This window comes from Rothia sp. HMSC069C01, from assembly GCF_001814655.1.
In the GTDB taxonomy this organism is placed as follows: Bacteria; Actinomycetota; Actinomycetes; order Actinomycetales; family Micrococcaceae; genus Rothia; species Rothia dentocariosa.
In genome coordinates this window covers 183942-202187 of sequence record NZ_KV817381.1, presented here as the reverse complement: position 1 = coordinate 202187, position 18246 = coordinate 183942, and the positions used below count along the sequence as shown (strand labels likewise).

At 55.6% G+C, this 18246-nt stretch carries 9 protein-coding genes and 2 pseudogenes; 1 reads left to right on the top strand and 10 read right to left on the bottom strand.

Annotated features, from left to right (window positions below; genetic code table 11):
• From HMPREF2981_RS11020 to HMPREF2981_RS02895, 6 genes and pseudogenes are all read right to left on the bottom strand, one after another.
• Positions 1 to 196, bottom strand: a pseudogene (locus HMPREF2981_RS11020) (hypothetical protein); the annotation flags it as partial.
• Between the two features lie 14 nt (positions 197 to 210).
• Positions 211 to 7686 (bottom strand): DUF6531 domain-containing protein, encoded by a 7476-nt coding sequence (locus HMPREF2981_RS02915; protein WP_070660681.1) that lies wholly within the window; start codon positions 7684 to 7686, stop codon positions 211 to 213.
• Between the two features lie 287 nt (positions 7687 to 7973).
• Positions 7974 to 8441, bottom strand: a complete 468-nt coding sequence (gene sufU, locus HMPREF2981_RS02910) for a Fe-S cluster assembly sulfur transfer protein SufU (protein ID WP_070618790.1) — start codon at positions 8439 to 8441, stop codon at positions 7974 to 7976.
• 37 nt (positions 8442 to 8478) lie between these two features.
• On the bottom strand, positions 8479 to 9777 hold the full coding sequence (locus HMPREF2981_RS02905; RefSeq protein ID WP_070660678.1) for an aminotransferase class V-fold PLP-dependent enzyme: 1299 nt from the start codon (positions 9775 to 9777) through the stop codon (positions 8479 to 8481).
• A gap of 306 nt (positions 9778 to 10083) precedes the next feature.
• Entirely contained in the window at positions 10084 to 10668 is a 585-nt protein-coding gene (gene pth, locus HMPREF2981_RS02900; protein ID WP_048753441.1) for an aminoacyl-tRNA hydrolase, read from the bottom strand.
• Positions 10669 to 10954: 286 nt separating this feature from the next.
• Complete coding sequence (locus HMPREF2981_RS02895; protein WP_048778589.1) at positions 10955 to 11239, bottom strand: 50S ribosomal protein L25; 285 nt, start codon at positions 11237 to 11239, stop codon at positions 10955 to 10957.
• Between the two features lie 483 nt (positions 11240 to 11722).
• On the opposite strand from HMPREF2981_RS02895, the gene HMPREF2981_RS02890 reads away from it, so the two are divergent.
• Positions 11723 to 13198 carry an aldehyde dehydrogenase family protein gene (locus HMPREF2981_RS02890; protein ID WP_070660675.1) on the top strand — a complete coding sequence of 492 codons (1476 nt, stop codon included), beginning with the start codon at positions 11723 to 11725 and terminating at the stop codon, positions 13196 to 13198.
• A gap of 226 nt (positions 13199 to 13424) precedes the next feature.
• Here the strand turns inward: HMPREF2981_RS02890 and HMPREF2981_RS11235 are convergent.
• The 4 genes and pseudogenes from HMPREF2981_RS11235 to rfbB all read right to left on the bottom strand — a co-directional run.
• Positions 13425 to 13595: pseudogene (locus HMPREF2981_RS11235) on the bottom strand (DDE-type integrase/transposase/recombinase); the annotation flags it as partial.
• A 19-nt stretch (positions 13596 to 13614) separates the two neighbouring features.
• Complete coding sequence (locus tag HMPREF2981_RS02885; protein ID WP_070660672.1) at positions 13615 to 15771, bottom strand: Tat (twin-arginine translocation) pathway signal sequence; 2157 nt, start codon at positions 15769 to 15771, stop codon at positions 13615 to 13617.
• Positions 15761 to 17197 carry a dTDP-4-dehydrorhamnose reductase gene (gene rfbD / locus HMPREF2981_RS02880; RefSeq protein ID WP_070660669.1) on the bottom strand — a complete coding sequence of 479 codons (1437 nt, stop codon included), beginning with the start codon at positions 17195 to 17197 and terminating at the stop codon, positions 15761 to 15763. Before rfbD ends, HMPREF2981_RS02885 begins: the two co-directional genes overlap by 11 nt.
• Positions 17198 to 18196, bottom strand: a complete 999-nt coding sequence (gene rfbB / locus HMPREF2981_RS02875; protein WP_070660666.1) for a dTDP-glucose 4,6-dehydratase — start codon at positions 18194 to 18196, stop codon at positions 17198 to 17200.
• Positions 18197 to 18246: the final 50 nt, after the last annotated feature.

The following is an 18246-nucleotide window of genomic DNA, read 5'->3' as shown; positions in this document are numbered from 1 at the left end:
TAGCATAGACACTCTCAATACTCTCAACCAGACGATAGGCAAAATCTAGTGTGGTTTTTACCCCGGCACAGTCAACAACAATAACCTTCCACCCCTCCGCTTCCAGGTAAGGCAGCATATGGTTCTCCCAGTACCCACCCTCACGGATAAACAAAGGGGCGGTAAAAGGCTTTGAACGTATATGTTGATAAACCATTTCTATTTTCTCCCTTACTCTACTATCAAGATAAACGTGTGATAATGATCCGGACTGTAATAGATACTGCCATTACTCCCCACTATCAACCGGTCATCACCACGAGTCGTCTCAGGCTTCCCGTTAGGCTTCAACTCAACTCTACCGTTTTCACCAATCTTCGGTTGAGGAGCCATGAAATCCATCTCCGTATACGTAATAGGATTCCCCTCAACGTCGGTAGTGGGCAAAATATCGCCTACACCCTCACCATCCATAGGATGGTTTTCAAATTTCCTGCCCTCATTAGCGCCAGGATAGTGCGGAGGAGCTCCATCCTTCATGATCTTCTGCGTAGCCTGCTGGAGGTGTTCAGCAGTTTCTTGAGGAATCTGACCTTGATAGTCCTCGCTCCTTACCACCCGGTGATGCTTCAAACCCTCCTCATCAAGCTGCATTGCAGTCTGCAAATCCGGCGCAAACCGTTCCTCAGCACCCTTCCACAACGCATGCTGAGGACGAGGCCCCGGATCCTCCGGGGGTGCCTCGGTAAATTTTCTGCCCTCAAGTTCGGCTTGTTTTTTATCTACCTCATACTCTTTTATTTTCCTTTTCAGATCAAGGTATTTATTATCTTCTTCAATATATTTATCGTAATCATAGTAGTCAGTACGTGGGCGTCCTTTCTTATCCTTCCCCCTCCACTCTTTACGACGAACACCCTCCAGCTTCTCGTCCAGATGAGTCTGCACATCCCGCATCGAAACCGTCGGCCCCTCAGCGGCACCAGCCCCCTTTGCCGGAGGCAGGTTCTCAACCTTCGGTTCCTCAACAGGCCTCAGCTGCACCTCAGGCTCACGCACACCAGCAGAACCACGAGCCGCCACAGCATCATCAGCCACACCACCAGGCTTAACAGCCTGCATACCAGCAGCACCAGACCCAGCACCCGAAGCAGGCGGAACCTCGCCCACCTGCGGAGCCTCCACAGGCTTCACCGGAACCTGCGAAGCACCACGAGAAGCACCAGAACCCTCCACCGGAGCAACCTGCGGAACATCAACACGCGACACCGCAACCGGCGGAACCTCCGTCGCAGAACGAGCACCACCAGCAACAGGCTTAACCTCGATCTCCACCTTCGGATAGCGCAAACGACGCAACTCATTGACAGTCCTAGCACCCTCAGCGCCATCACGATACAACCCTGTCAAAGGAGCCGCTTCTTGAGATTTGAAGAAACCACCAGCAAAAAAATCCTGAAAGCCAAACTTCTTCGGGCCCTTACTAGCCAAACGAGGAGCATTCACACTCAACTGAGTAGCCTCAAGACGCAGGGTCATGCCACTCATACTCTGAAGCCTTTCCAAGCGCTGCAGGTACAATACGACAGCAGCAGCAGTAATACCACCAAGAAGACCGTCAAGCGTGAGTTGGTCAGGGTTAAGGTCTCCGTACTCCCACTTCTGTAATACAGCTGAAAATAACATGGAAGTAACTATGGTGCCACCCACACCACGAGTAGCCTGGGGAATCATCAACAATAAACCACCGACAAAAACGACTCCCGCGAGAACATCCTTGCCATGATCGTTAAACCATCGTCCTGGATCTTTTTGGAGCTCTTCAAGAGATTTCTTCCAACCATCCACTGACCAAAAACCGTCCCAGTGACGTTTCGTTTCCTCTGCCATAGCACGGTCAAAATCCCGAATAAAATCATCTGATTCAATATATTCGGTATACTTCCGCATAGCTTCAGCAGGGATTGGTTGCAATCCTGTGGGGTCGTGCAAATTCACCGGATCACCCGATGCAAACAGATACGACGCACCCATATACCCCGCCCCGGCCACAGGCTCCATAGGGTCCGGCGACAAAAACCCAGCCGTCACAGGATCATACAAACGCGCACCCATCAACTCACCGCCAACGGTTGCTAACGCACCCTGAGCCGTCAAACCCGCATCAGCAGGCAAACCCGGCAACCCATTACCAGCAGCTGCAGTGGTGTTGCTTCCCCAAGTTACCGGGGATGCGACACCGAAGATATCCGTGCCAAAACCATATGCTCCCGCACCTGTGTCAGTGAGGATACTATCGCGCCCGCCAAGCACAGACCCCGCCGAAACCGCCTCGGTAACACCAACACCCACCAACGAAGCAGCATCAGGTACCGTCGTATCCCAGATCAGCGGCGAGACAACAGCCCCCTGCCCATCCTGCTGACTCCCAACAGCCACCGGCATATTCCGAACCGACGATGCCGCAAAACACACCGCCGAGTTACCCGTCAGAGAATCCTCACCACCAGCAGCCACATGACTGCCCAGCAAAGACTCAGGGGTGTGGTTGATGCGCTCCACCAGCTCTAAAGAGCCCAGAGCATCCCAGCCCCACCTCACAGCAGAACCAGCATGATCAACCGCCCCGGTACGGAAACCCCGCACATCATAGGAATACTGAATCGATCCCGTACACACCAAAGATGACGCATCTAACCCGGCTAGATCCTCCACCACACCCGCAACAGGTGCAACGGAAGAACCACCATCCTCTAGTGCCTCATACAGGCGTACCGTCTGTACCCGCTCCCCCGCATAGGAAAACGCACGCACCCGAACCAGGGAACCTTCCTGATGGGTTTCTTCCCTCATAAGCAATCCGACCGGATCATACACCCACACCACCGACACATCATCCGAGCTCACCGCACGGATCAACCTGCCGGAAGCATCATAGGCGTACTCACACCAGGAACCCTTAACGGTGTCTTCCACCCGAGTAATCTTCCCCGCAGGATTCCGGCGTACCCGCACGCCCTGCACCACACCCGACGATGAACCACTAGGCTCGTCGGCTCCACCGAGAACTTCCTCGGTGTACCCCATAACGGCCCCGGACGTATCACGCACCCACGAAGAGACACACTCCCCAACCTGAACACGTTCCAAATACCCCAGCGCATCATAAGCAAACTCAGCCACCCCAGGCTTATCACCAACACTCGATGAGTCCTCTACCCCGACACCGGCAGGGACCTGCTGCGTAGACCTAACACGCCCACCCGGAGAATACCCATACACGGTAGAACCATACGGAGTAGTACGCTGAACCACATTCCCATCAGCATCATAGGAGTACGCTAGACTCCACGCACCCGTAGATGCAAACACCTCAGCCGCAGAAGCATCCTCGGCAGCGGATACTCGATTACCCGCTGCAAAGAACGCCGTATCAGAAACCTCATCCCCGAGTTTCGGGGCAGAATCCACCCTCACCAAACGTCCCAAAGCATCTGAGACGTAGGTCGTCTGAACATACACATCAGCTTCGGATTCCGCGCCATCCGAGACACCGATAGAAGACCTACCAGCAGCCGTTGTTGCACTCGCGTTAGCAGAACCAACGGTGGTTGTTGCTGTAGCGACCGTAGCAGCTGCAGACCACTGAGCGCCCAGCCGTGCCAGGTTCTCCCCCGCCAGATAGTCCTTCACCGTCAGGCACCGACCGGCTCGATCCCGCACCCACTCACAAGCCAACCGACCCAAGCGTTCACCTGGCTTAGCCACATGCATACTCGCCACCTCGCCGGCGCTATCGTACGCATACGACACCCGCGAACCATCCGGATTCATGACTTCAGTGCACCGGTGCGCGCCATCATACGCATACTTGGTCACCGCCCCGAATGGGTCCGTCACCGACACCACGTTCCCCACCGCGTCATAGGCATACGAGGTTGTCGCAAAACCCTCAGACGTAGCCACACGCCGCGCTAATAAGCGCCCCGCGCCGTCATAATCAAAAAAGCATGTTCCACCTACGCCGGAAACAGCCTTAACCACACGCCCACACGCATCATAGGAGAACGACCGGGTGCCCCAAGCAGCATCCACACACCGCACCACACGCCCGGCAGCATCATAGGCATACCTGCCCACCAGCTTAGTCCCAGCACGACGCTCCAACACACGCCCACACAGGTCATACGCAAAAGACTCCACTACCACGCCAGCACGAGTCTTCGCCACCAAACGCGAATCCGCATCATACCGGTACTCAGTCATCACCCCATCAGCATCTGTCACTGAGGCAACCCGACCACACGCATCATACGAATACTCCGTCACAGCCCCCGAGGCACTCACCTGCCTGAGCACCCGCCCAGCAGCATCACACACCTCACCCGAAACCTGACCAGCAGCATCAGTACACGTCCGCAACGCATGGGCACCGGGAACCCTCACCAGATTCTCGGTCGGATCCTGCACGCGAACAGGCTCTGAAGCACCCTGACGATGCGCGGGCTCCCGATCCCCTTCACCCGCGGAGGCAGCCGTGGTGTTAGTCAAAAACTGGTACGCCCACGACGTGACTGCCCCGGACGGGTCAATACTGCTCATCACCCGGCCCAGCGCATCAAATCCCACCGTCGCGGTGTTCCCAACACCGTCCTGATGCGTGATCTCACCGGCAGCACTATCTCGACTTACCCGTGTGAGCACACCCGTCGGATCGGTATGCTCCACCAAGGTATCAGCAGCGTTATACCGGCTCGCCCACACATTCCCGGCTGGGTCAATCTTTTCTGTAACCCTGCCCATACCATCATGGACAAACTTCGTCACATGCCCTAACGGATCAGTCTCAGCAACCGTGTATCCCAGCTCGTTGATCTCACGCACGGTACGGGCGCCATCAGGTGCCACCTGCGCAACCAGTTCCCCAGCGGCGTTGTACTCAAACCGGCGCACACCCCCAACCGCATCCGTGATACTGGCGACTTTACCCGCAGGAGTATATGTATACACAGTTGCGTTCCCCGCCGGGTCAATCACCCGAACAGGACGCGAGGTAACGTTATACTCAACCCGCATAGTTGCCCCCGATGGAGAGATCACCGCCACCGGTCGATCCTGGGCATCATACTCAACCTTGAGCATGTCGCCCACAGCATTGAGCACCCCGGTCAGATTCCCCCGAGCGTCATAGGAAAGCCGCGTCACGACCCCTGTCGGATCCGTCACCGACGACATCTGTCCCGTCGATGTATAGGTATACCGGCTGGTGGCACCATCAGTCGTCACCGCAACCGGCTGACGCGAAAAACCCTCCTCAGCATACTCATATGAAATAACCTTTACCGGAGCATCTTTACGAATCCACTCATCCTTCGAGCCATATGTCCGCTTGTGAACCGGTCGGTCCAGGTTGTCATACTCGGTAATACTCATCGAACCTGTAGAAGCAAGCTCCTTCACCACAAGCCCACGAGTATTCGCAGACCGCACCGTCCGCGACCCTTCAAGATCGGTCACCTGAATCCGGTTCCCAAACGCGTCATAAATAAACCGAACCGTAGACCCTTCCGCCGACGTAACCGAGACTAAACGCCCTTTACTATCAGACACCCACGTATTCGGATGCAGCGCACGCTCAACAGTATCCGCAGCATCAGAGCCATCAGAGTCAGCCGCTAGAGTGTTCTCATGGGTACCGGTGGTAATCTGCGTAATCCCACCCGGCAAATACGTATAGTCAATCACACGACCATGCTCACTGACCTGCTGGGTAACACGCCCCGGATTATCCGGATCCCCATACACATTAGTCACCTCACGCACGCCGCCAGTGCCCGTGACCGTCTGCACCAAACCATCCTCGGTATGCGTATACACGCGCGAGGCAACCATAACGCCGCAAGCCGCAGCAGTACCACCCTTGACAGCACTCTCAGGCTCATCCACGGGATCAGATGCTGACTGCGAGGCTAGAGCGTAGGTTGTCACCTCTACCAGATGCCCCGTTTCACTATAGGCATACTCCACCCGAGATCCAGCCCCAGTAACAGCCACCGCACGCCCAGAAACATCATCATACGAGAGGCGAATAGCCTTACCGAAAGCACCCACCATAGCCCGCACACGAGAGGAAGAACCACCATTGAAAGCGTCCTCATAGATAGCGGCAACCGCAGAACCAGGCTCCGAACCCCAAGAGCCCAGCCAGGCACCACCCCGCGTATAGTAATGGTACTGCCCGGTATTATTCGACACCGCATAGAACTCACCGTCAGAGACCACTTGGTCAGAATGCTCAGCGGCCAAAGAAATCACAGCAGCAAACCCAGCACGCGCAGCCTGCACACACACGCCATCGTTAGCCTCATCATGAGTAGCACCATTCTCAGAATCAGAAGCCTGAGACGCAGACGAATCCGCTGGGTTCACCGTATACCGATGCAGCCACCACGCCTCCCCAGCAGCCCGAGCAAACCCAGCCCCAGCACGAGCAAAGAAGACCTGCCGCCCATCAACATCAGCCCACACCACACCCGAAGCCGTAAACCCCAAATGCGTATCCACCGTAGAAGACCACCCAGGCCCAAACGCGCCTACCGGAGCCGCATATCCCTCATGCGTAGACGCCGCCCCAGCAGCAGCGATACTGTTATACATCCGCACCAACGAAACAGATCCGACAGAAAGATCCCGCTCTTCCTCAATGAAGTTACCCGTCGCCACATTCACGGGATCGTTTGCATAACCACTCGAAATTTGTGTGCCGAAAACCTGAACGTCAGCGACCTCTAACCATTTACGCCCAGGATTTACACCGGCTTGCTGAATTGAAGACGCTAACGCAGCATCTGAAACCGTGAATTTCACTCCGGCACCAGCATTACGAAACGCCTGAGCTACCGCATTAATCCAGGCAGCATCATTATCATTATCCAAAATCCAATTTTGCGTTGAGAGCAACAACGTATCGATAATCAGCACACCCCACTGACATGTTTTCAAGTACGTATCATAGGCGTTGCTAACTGCGGTGAACGCAGCATTCATCTCAATATTGAGCGTGTTCAGGACAAAGTTCGTGTATTTTTCCAAAGCGTCAGGATCTGCAGAAGAAGTACCACCAGAAGAAGCTAAACCTTCAGCATATTTCTCGCTGTTCGAACTTTTTGGTTCAGCAATACTCGCAGGCGGCGCAGGTTCATGAGGCACCTCTCCCAAACGCCCCAAAGTAGGTTTAGTATTAGCGTTAGGGCTAACCCCTGGGTTAACTTCGATCTCAGGTCCCGGCTGAGCCTGGTAGGCAGGACGAAAAGGATCACGTTTTTCATGCGCACCAAAAGCTGCAGCCTTATCTCCATTCACTGAGCGTGCAGTGTCACGAGACAGTTCAGCCTGACGCGCCCGACGGCGGTTATCCTGCTCAGCTTCAGCCGCCCGAGCGATCTTCCTCACAGCCTCAGCCGCACGATGACATGCATCTGCCAGCCTGTGGGCATCATCCATACACTGACCATAATTGAGCACAAATAATGTGGCGTACCGACCACGGAACTCTTGGGCAGCATGCATACCCTCGGAGCGAATCTTGCCATGGAAGTCTCCCAGCTTACGGGCCGCATCATCAAAAGCACGAGCAAGCGCAGCCGCATCTTCCTGACTATAAACAACATCGTTGTGGTTTACATGAAGCTTGTCAGTATCTCGCATAGCTAAGTCGTCTTTCTCGGGAAGGCTTAATAGTGAAAGTACCTTTTCATCTTACAAGGATTCTTGAAAATAATCTGTACTTTCGGTAGAGGGTTATAAAAATGTTCAAAAATTTTTTTTACTACGATTTCATGTTCTTGAAGTCCTCCTTCTTTGGAGTTCAAAACCCTATATGCCATATGTGCATGCACATAGAAGAGCGGCCCTTCGGTCATGGTGACCGGAGAGCCGCTCGATGGGTGAAGCTATGTTTTAGGGTCAGCACAGAAGCCTACCCATAGATGCGTTTATTTCGTGCTTGCCTCGCGGGCTGCCTCTTCGACTGCCACCCATGAGAGCATCGCACATTTGACGCGGGCCATAAACTTTGAAACCCCGGAAAATGCCGCCATATCGCCGTATTCTTCCTCATCCAGGGTAATCTGACCGCGCGAGCGCAGCATCTCACGAAACGCATCCACATGGTTCTGCAGCTCCCCCAGGGTCATACCCGGTGCCATCTCGGAGAGCACCGATGCCGCCGCCATCGAAATGGAACAGCCGTCGCCTTCCCACGAGACCGATTCAACGACCTTTTCGCCGTTTTTCTGCTCATCAGAAAGCACGAGGCGCAGGTTGATTTCGTCTCCGCAGGTGGGGTTGTACTGGTGGTTGTCGGCGCTGGCGTGCCCGGCGGGTACCTCCACCAGGTGTTCGCCGGTGCGCTGCTTTGAGTGTTCCAGAATAATGTCTTGGTAGAGCGATTCTAGGGACATGAATTATCCAATCCTGTGTATATGAGTAACGGCTTCTTTACAGCCCGAAGTAGGGGCGTACCTCGGCGAGCGCGGCAAGGAATGCATCTATGTCTTCGGTGGTGTTGTAGAGGTATGCGGAGGCGCGGGTCGAGGCCGTCAGTCCGGCGCCGCGGTGCAGCGGCTGGGCGCAGTGGTGACCTACGCGCACGGCGATACCTTTCGTATCGAGCAGCTGCCCGGCGTCGTGCGGGTGTACCCCATCGATGCCGAGGGAGACGAGCCCGGCGCGTTTGTTCGGGTCGGTGGGTCCTAGCAGGCGCACGCCCTCAATGTTCTGCACCCCGGCAACGAGCCGCGCGCCGAGTTCTTGTTCCCAAGCGTGTACGTTATCCATGCCGAGGTGCTGCAGGTAGCGTACTGCCTCGGCAAAGGCGACGGCTTGGGAGACGCGCTGGGTTCCCGCCTCAAATTTGATGGGGGCGGGCATATAGTCGGCGTCTTGGAGTTCGACGCGGGTAATCATAGAGCCGCCGGTGAGGAATGGGGGCAGCGCGTCAAGAAGCTCGGCGCGGCCGTAGAGCGCACCGATGCCGGTGGGGGCGAGCATTTTGTGCCCCGAGAATGCGGCGAAATCGACACCGAGCGCGGGGAAGTCTACCGGCATGTGAGGTACGGATTGGCAGGCGTCCAGGACGGTGAGGGCACCGACTTTTTGGGCGAGTGAGACGAAGCGCGGCACATCCGCGATAGCGCCGGTGACGTTGGAGACGTGGGTGAAGGCGAGGATGCGGGTTTTCTCGGTAACGAGTTGGGCGGCGGCTTCGTAGTCGATCTGTCCGTCGTCGGTGGAGGGGATGTGTTTGAGGGTTGCACCGGTGCGTTGGGCGAGGATCTGCCAGGGTATGAGGTTGGCGTGGTGTTCGATTTCGGTGGTGAGAATTTCGTCGCCGGGTTTCAGGGCAAAACGTTGGGCTTTTTCGCCGCCGAGTCCTTGGGAGGCGTTGCCTATTGAGTAGGCGACAAGGTTGAGCGCTTCGGTGGCGTTGGAGGTCCAGACGATGTTTTCGTCGCGGGCTCCTACGAAGGCGGCAACGGTGGTGCGGGCCTGTTCGAAGAGTTCGGTGGCTTCAACGGCAAGGGTGTGCGCGCCGCGGTGTACCGCAGAGTTGGCGTGCAGGTAGAAGTTTCGTTCGGCATTGAGAACTTGGAGTGGTTTTTGGCTGGTGGCGCCGGAATCGAGGTAGACGAGCGGGTTGCCGTTGACGATGGTGTTGAGAATAGGGAAGTCTGCGCGCAACGCTCGCACGGTGTCATCGTTGAGCGGCGTGTTGGCGGGGACTGAGTATTCTGCCACGGTTGTTCCTTTTCTCTTGACCGGTTTCAGGCGCGCCGCATGGCGTTGAGACCCCTGCTGTGTGGCACGTTAGGTCGGGGCTGTGCGCCCGAGCTTAGTGTCTGTGGAGCTATAACGTCATGCTTTTCTAGCTTATTCCTTGGCGCGAGCAAAACCTAGTTAGGTGTGTGCAATAGCCTAGGAAATCTGCCTAACCATAGCTACGGGCGTAACGGGACGTCATGTTTGCTGCTGGGCTTATCCGACAGATGTAATGTAGAGGCACCGAATTGTGCGGTTTTTCGAGCGTCCGTGCCCTGCACATATTTAGGATGCGCTGTGAAAGCGCTGCTGCGCCGCCGTCAACCCGTCGGTGATAAGCATGGCGACCGCATCGACGGAGTTGTCGATCAGGAACGGCAGGTCTTTGGCTTCGGCTGCCGTGAAGGGTTTGAGCACATAGTCGGCGGTGTTCATGCGCCCGGGTGGGCGACCGATGCCAGCGCGCACACGGTAATAGTCTTTGGTGCCCAGCGCCTTGGTAATATCGCGCAGGCCGTTGTGGCCGCCTTCTCCCCCACCAATTTTGAGTTTGATGGTGTCGAAGGGAATATCAAGCTCGTCGTGCACCACGATTATGTGATCGGGGTCGATGCCATAGAATTTTGCGACCGCAGATACGGGCCCGCCCGAGGTGTTCATGTACCCGAGGGATTTCATGAGTACAACCTTGGGACCGCCTATACCTAGGCGACCTTCGACGACTACAGCGGATGCTTTGGAATGCTTCTTGAAGGTACTGCCCATTTCACGGGCGATTTTATCGAGCACCATCTGCCCGATGTTATGGCGGGTTTTCGCGTATTGCGGTCCGGGGTTGCCCAGGCCGACGATGAGCCACGCATCAGACATGTTCTCGTGTACCTTCCTGCGGGTTATAGGGTGAGAAATAAAAAATGCTCAGTAGAGATTACTCGGTAAACCGGATAAAACTATGGGCGGATTAGGCGGTTACTGATCGGCTATCTCGCACCTGAGCCAAACGGTAAAGATGGGTGTACGCCGTAAGTTGGCGGGGAATATGGAAGCGGCTCGCACCCGCCAGAAGCAGATACGAGCCGTACCGTTGCCTAAAAACCTCTAAAGCAGGTTCCGGCGTAAACGTTGATGCGCCGCGCGCTCCTTCGTCTACCTAACCTTAGTCGACGAACAGCAGGTCGATGTGCTGCAGTTCGGGGCGGATCGGGTGACGCTGAATATCCTGCACGCGAGTCTTGAACTGCTCACCATCAACCTCGATCACCAGAACGACGTCCTTGTTGCGAACAGCCATGGTGGTCGCGTGGCCGGGGAGGATCACGTGCTTAGGCTCTTTGCCATTGCCGTAGATAACGGCGGGGATATCGCCAACAGCGCGGATGCGGCGTGCATAGCCCTTACCGAAATCGGTGCGGGGCTCGGCAGCAATTTTAATTTCAGACATGGTAATCTCCATTCTTTGATGATGGGTGATGCGCCAAGAGAATAATGGCGCAAATCATGGGATTCCATGCGCCACCTCGTCGATAACGGCAGAACCTGCCCTCGCCTTGGCTAACACTATATTTTTACAGATTTTCCAGATACGAGCAAGGATAGTTTTTCCTAGTTCCAGGCTCGCACCCCATCAAGCGCTTCAGAAGGTTCCAGATACTTGGCGAGCGTATCGCGGTGATCGCAAGGTCGTCTGAAAAATTAAAATGTATTAACAAACCGCCCTCACCCCCACACATCATCAAGATGTGACTTGACTGCTTTTTCCGTTTCACAAAATTACATATTTGGAATTTCGAGAACACTCTCATTTTTAGAGCTTGAACTGAAAGAGAAAAAATACTACCCTGTTTTCAAATGACGTTGAATAAACGACTAAAACCCAATAAAAACAACTAAAACCCAATAAAGACAACTTTAAGGAGACAGCATCATGGCAAAAGATTTGAATATTTTCGATAAAGAGTACGGTCTTTTGATTAACGGCGCGTGGACGAGCCCCGGCACGCTTTTGGATTCCTACAATCCCGCCAACGGCGAAACACTGGCAAAATTTACCGACGCGTCCGACGCCGATGTCGATGCCGCCGTCGCCGCCGCACAGGAAGCGTTCAAAACATGGCGCAAGACCACCACAACCGAACGCGCCGCCATACTCAACAAAATCGCCGATGTGATTGACGAAAACTTGGAATTGTTCGCCTTGCAGGAAACGCTGGACAACGGCAAACCCATCCGCGAAACCCGCGCCGCCGACATCCCACTGGCTTCCGACCATTTCCGTTATTTCGCCAGCGTCATCCGCGGCGAAGAAGGCACCGCAACCCAGCTTGACTCCGAAGACCTGTCCATCGTATTGCGCGAACCTATCGGCGTAGTCGGTCAGATTATTCCGTGGAACTTCCCCTTCCTGATGGCGGCTTGGAAAATCGCACCCGCGCTCGCCGCAGGCTGTACCATCGTCATCCACCCGTCTTCCAGCACTTCGCTGAGCCTGTTGTCGCTCGCTCAAAAAATTAACCACCTGCTGCCTAAAGGCGTGCTGAACATCATTACCGGACGCGGTTCGAAATCCGGCGAATACATGCTGCACCACAAAGGCTTCAACAAACTCGCCTTCACCGGCTCGACCGAAATCGGCCGCCGCATCGGCATCGCTGCCGCCGAAATGCTCATTCCCTCCACCTTGGAGCTGGGCGGCAAATCCGCCAACATCTTCTTTGACGACATGCCGTTCGACAAAGCCCTCGAAGGCGCGCAAAAAGGCATTTTGTTCAACCAAGGCCAAGTGTGCAGCGCCGGCTCGCGCATCTTCGTACAAGAAGGCATTTACGACAAATTCGTCAACGCCTTGGCGGAAGAGTTCAAGAAAATCAAAGTCGGACTGCCTTGGGAAGACGATACCCAAATGGGTTCGCAAGTCAACGCCGGCCAGCTTGAAACCATTTTGAAATATGTCAAAATCGGTGAGCAGGAAGGCTGCCGCATCATCACCGGCGGCAAAAAACTCGAAGGCGAATTGGGCAAAGGCGAATTTGTCGAGCCGACCTTGATCGAGGCTGACAACAACAACGCCCGCGTTGCCCAAGAAGAAATCTTCGGTCCGGTTGCCACCGTGATTAAATTCAAAACCGAAGAAGAAGTCGTCAAAATGGCCAACGACAGCGAATACGGCTTGGGCGGCGCAGTTTGGAGCAAAGACATCAACCGCTGCCTGCGCGTCTCCAACGCACTGGAAACCGGTCGTGTCTGGGTGAACTGCTACAACCGTCTGCCCGCAGGCGCACCGTTCGGCGGCTACAAAACTTCAGGCATCGGCCGCGAAACCCACAAAATGATGCTCGCCGCCTACACGCAGGTGAAAAACATCTACATTTCCACCCGCGAAGAGCGCGAAGGGTTATATTAATTGCCTGCTGAACGCTGATTGATATAGAGAGAAGAGGTCGTCTGAAAATCCGGATTCGGGTTGAACTGCCCCCATCTTGGACACTCATAAAAACCTCTTCAGGCGCTCCGCATAAGCTGGGTTCTGTATGCAACAGAACCCAGCTTTTTCAATTTCAAACTGCAGCGCTCCCGCAGTCCCCCTGCGCTACATGCTTTGAACCATGAAATGGTCGGAAAGTAAGTTCCTATACCCTGGCGTACGATATAGTACGCCTTGGTCGGAGTGCAGCATCGTTCCTTTGTTGGCAGGCTTTGTGCAGCATTGTCTCCACCATGTCACTGTTGGCCCTGCGGCTCACGACGTAGGCGACGATTTCGCGGTTGAACAGGTCCACTACCGGTGAGAGATACAGTTTGCCGTCGCTTTGGCCAACACTACATTCTTACAGATTTTCCAGATTTGAGGCGGGTGCGCAAGGAATCCCAAGGATTTCTTTTTTGCTCCTCTGCGCTTGCCGCGCGCCGCTTTACCGGCAGCGCCGCCGAGGCGAGCATCAAAAGCACACAAACCCAGAAGATGACCTGCAGCTGATTCTTATAGGGTGCATCATAGGTCAAATTCACCTCATATGTTCCTGCGGGCAGAACCGTCTTGATGTATCGCCCTGGACCGGCAGACAGCGCCATCGCGTGGCATTTCTGGGTGTTTTCAGCGTCGCAGAGTTTGCCCGTCCAGCCAGTGTAATACGATTCATTCAGAGCAACTTCGGTTTGATGCTCAACCTCAACCCGGTACGACATCTTGCCGAACCTGCTGTACGAGAGTGGGGTGTACTCTAACCCTGCGCAGCGGCCTTCCTTGAGACATGCATCGGAAAGATCCGCGAAGGACCCGCCCGAAAGCGGCACCACGGCACCGGCAGCGGCATAGAACCGAATAAAGTCATTGCCCTTTTCGCCTTTGAACGCCTTATGCTGTTCGCGCAGTGCCGAGCTTCCTTGAACATTGGCGTATCCGCTCAGGGAATCGGTGCAGGTGAAGGCACCTCCCAGGGCAATATTATCGTGGTCCCAATCTTTGACGGGCTGATCGGAAACGCGACGTTCAGGGCGACGCGTGTAGTTCTGTTCGCACGCCTGTTTTTGGTGCATAAGCTGCGAAATCTCAGCCCCGTAGTGCCCGACCTCAAGCCGTTCACGTGCCGAAGCCCACGTGCTTGTGACCGAGTAGGCGAAATTCAGCCCGGAGGCTACCGACAGGCAAAGCAGCAGGATGCCCAAGGTTCGGGCTGAACTCTGCCGTGCAAAGCGCCATAAACCGTGTGTATAGTTCGTTACAGCAACCGCCGTTAGAGCAAAAAGTACCACCGGCACGAGCATCAGCACGAGGCGAGGAAGGCTTAGATTCCACGATAGCGACAGACCGAAAATCACGATGGCGGCAGCAACGATCGAGCATCCCACCAGGATGCGACGGCGCGACACGTTACCCTCAAAAAGCCGTTTAAGCCCCAGGCTGCCCAGAATAATCATGGTGAGCGGAACGAAGTTTTTGAAATCGTTAATCCAGAAACGGCTCAGGCTCATACCCGGAATATTCCATAGAAGCTTAGGGGCGAAGGTCGCCAGCCCCAACAGCAGAATTGACAGCCCACCCAGCAGATAGAGCGGCAGATTACGCCGTGAACGCCACTGCACGAAGGTGAGGGCGAGCAGAAGCGGAATCACGATAAAGAAGGGGCGCATCGCAATATCCGAGCTCATGGCCGGGTTATCGTACGGGTAAATGAGTGAGGCCAGGTTTGGGAAAGTCAAGTGAATGCGCTGCGGACTCCAGTCGCGCTGCCCGGTTCCTGATAATAGCGCCGGAACATATTTGACGACGCTCAACGGTACCGCAATGAGGATGCTGACGATGACACGCCATATCCAGGCGCGGTTTCGAGAGACGATCATCCACCCGAAACCCCACCCGCCAATGCACACTGCGGCGGCGATAAGCTGCCCCGGGTATATGCCGACGAAACTCTGCCACAGGATTAAGACCGCAAGCGGAATTCCGTAGCGTTTATGCCACGCCCATAACGGGGAGATGACGAGCAGGACCCAGGGCCAGTAGGCGGCGGCACGGTGAAAATCCAGGAATTGGGCGTTTGCAAAGATTGCCGGGGCGAAGAATTGCCCTACGAGGGCGATCAGCGAAACAAGGTGGTGCCCGGTCAGCTGACGGACCAACAGGTACATGCCCACCGCGCCAAGACCCGCGAGCACCGCCGACGTGATAGACGATACCGTAGGACTCCACGGAGAAATACCGTTTGCGATGCCCTGCGGCAGCACATACGATCCGCCCTGAATATTGCTCCCGGCGGGGCGGCCCATCCAGGTGTAGGCAACCCATTCGGGCGGGTTGAAAATCCCGCCGTTATTCCACCAATAGTAAGAATCTGAGAGGTAGTGGGCATTCGCATCGCCGTTAACCACCGTCAGACGCATGAAGTATGACCAGTAGGTAATGACCTCAAGTGCGATTACAAGGAGTGCAACCTGTATACCTTGGCGCGCGAGAAGGTCACGGATTTTAGTCTTCACGTTTCCCGCCTAGCTGGTGCAGATACTCGGCGAGCGCATCGCGGTGATCGCGAGGGGTGAATCCGGCAGCAATAAGTTTTGAAAGATCCAGGGCAGAGTTGGCGGGGCGCGGGGCGAAGACCTGGGCGTTGGCGAAGTATTCCGCAGTGGTGGTGTTGCTTACTCGGGCGGCATCGTGACCGGTGCCGGTGTATACGGCGCGGGCCAGGTCTGCCCAGGTGATAACCTCGCCACTATTTGACACATGGTAGGTGCCGTAGGGTGCGCCGGTAAACAGCAGATGCAGTGCCGCCCCCGCCAAGTCTTGGGTGAAGGTGGGGCGCCCCCACTGATCCGCCACAACGGCAGGATTCACGCCGCGTTCGGCCAGCGATGCCATAGTTGCCACAAAATTTTTGCCCTCGCCAACCACCCAGCTGGTGCGCAGCAGGTAGTGTTTGCGCCACGCGGTTGCGGCGCTCTCCCCCGCTGCCTTAGAGGCGCCATATACGCTCAGCGGGGAGATGGGATGCTCCACCGAGTATTCCTGCCCTACTGGCAGAGTTCCGTCGAAGACGTAGTCAGTGGAAACGTGCACGAGAGGAAGATTCGCTTCTTCGCAGACGCTCGCTAGGGCGGCGACTCCGTGAGCGTTGGCGGCCCAGGCTTCGCGGCGCCCCTCGGGGGTTTCGGCGTTATCCACTGCGGTGTAGGCGGCAGCATTGATGACCGCGCGGTATGACCGCCAGCGGAAGGCGTTTCGCCATTTTTCGGGGGTACCGAGATCGAGCTGATCACGATCCACCGCCTCAAAGGGGATATTCTGCGCGGTCAGCTGGCGCACGAGTTCACGCCCGAGCTGCCCGCTTGCACCCACAATCAGAAGAGGGTCGGGGGTAAGCGGGGTGATCTCATGTAAGCGCGGGTGTTTGCGGTCCTTCTCGGAAAGCTCAGCCTGCGCCAGGTCGATAGGCCAGTCGATGGCGACGCTTTCGTCCGCGAGGTTTAGGAAGCTGTAGGCGGTGAGAGCATCCGCCGACCAGTGGTCGTTCACCAGGTAGGTGTAGGCGGTGTTTTCCTGCAGGGTTTGGAAGGCGTTGCCAACCCCGCGCGGAACGAAGATAGCGGTGTCGGGGCCGAGTTCGACGGTCACGACCCGTCCGAAGCTCTCCCCCGCACGCAAGTCTACCCAGGCGCCGAAAATTCGACCGCTCGCCACCGAAACGTATTTGTCCCAGGGTTCGGCGTGAATACCGCGTGTGGTTCCTACCGAGGTGTTAAAAGAAATATTATTCTGCACCGGGTCAAAATCGGGCAGACCTGCGGCACGCATTTTCTCACGCTGCCAGTTTTCCTTAAACCAGCCGCGATTATCGCCGTGCACGGGCAGATCGATGACGAGCAGCCCCGGTATATCGGTTGCCCTTACGTTCAGTTCTTTCGTCATTTACTGCCCCGCCTTCGCGTATTTAGCCTCAACTTCTGCCTTGAGCGGTTCCCACCAAGAACGGTTATCGGTATACCACGCGATGGTATCGGCAAGACCCGCCTCAAAGTCGGTGAACTGCGGTTCCCACCCGAGTTCTTCGCGCAGACGGGTGCCGTCAATGGCATACCGCATATCGTGCCCGGGCCGGTCTATCACATGTTCAAAGTCGTTCTCGTCTTTACCCATGAGGCGAAGAATAGTGCGCAGCACGGTAATATTATTCTCCTCACCGTCTGCACCGATAAGGTAGGTCTCGCCAATTTTGCCGGATTCAAGGATGCGCAGCACCGCCGAAGAATGATCGGATGCGTGAATCCAGTCGCGCACGTTCAGGCCCTCGCCGTAGAGCTTAGGGGTCAGCCCCGAGAGGATATTCGTAATCTGCCGGGGAATAAATTTTTCGATGTGCTGATACGGCCCGTAGTTATTCGAGCAGTTCGAGATGGTCGCCTCAATCCCGAAAGAACGCACCCAGGCGCGCACCAGCAGATCCGACCCCGCCTTGGTGGAAGAGTACGGGGATGACGGGTTATAGGGCGTAGTTTCGGTGAACTTTGCGGGGTCATCCAGTGCCAAATCGCCGAAGACTTCATCGGTCGAGATGTGGTGATAGCGAGTTCCGTGCCTGCGTACCGCCTCCAGCAAAGTAAACGTGCCGACTAGGTTGGTGTGAATAAAAGGTTCTGGGTTCGCCAGGGAGTTATCGTTATGGGATTCTGCGGCGTAATGGATGACTGCATCCGCCTGCGCTACGAGCTCGTCTGTGAGTTCACGGTCTGCAATATCGCCAACCATAAGATTAAATCTGGTGACATCAAGACCATCAAGCGAGGCTTTATTGGCGGCATAGGTCATTTTATCGAGCACTGTAACAGTGTGTTCAGTATTATCCAATAGATAATGAACAAAGTTAGAGCCAATGAATCCGGCACCGCCGGTAACGAGTAAGTGAGACATACTTTAGATTTTAGCGGTCAAAACCGAGTAATTTATACACAGGTTACGAG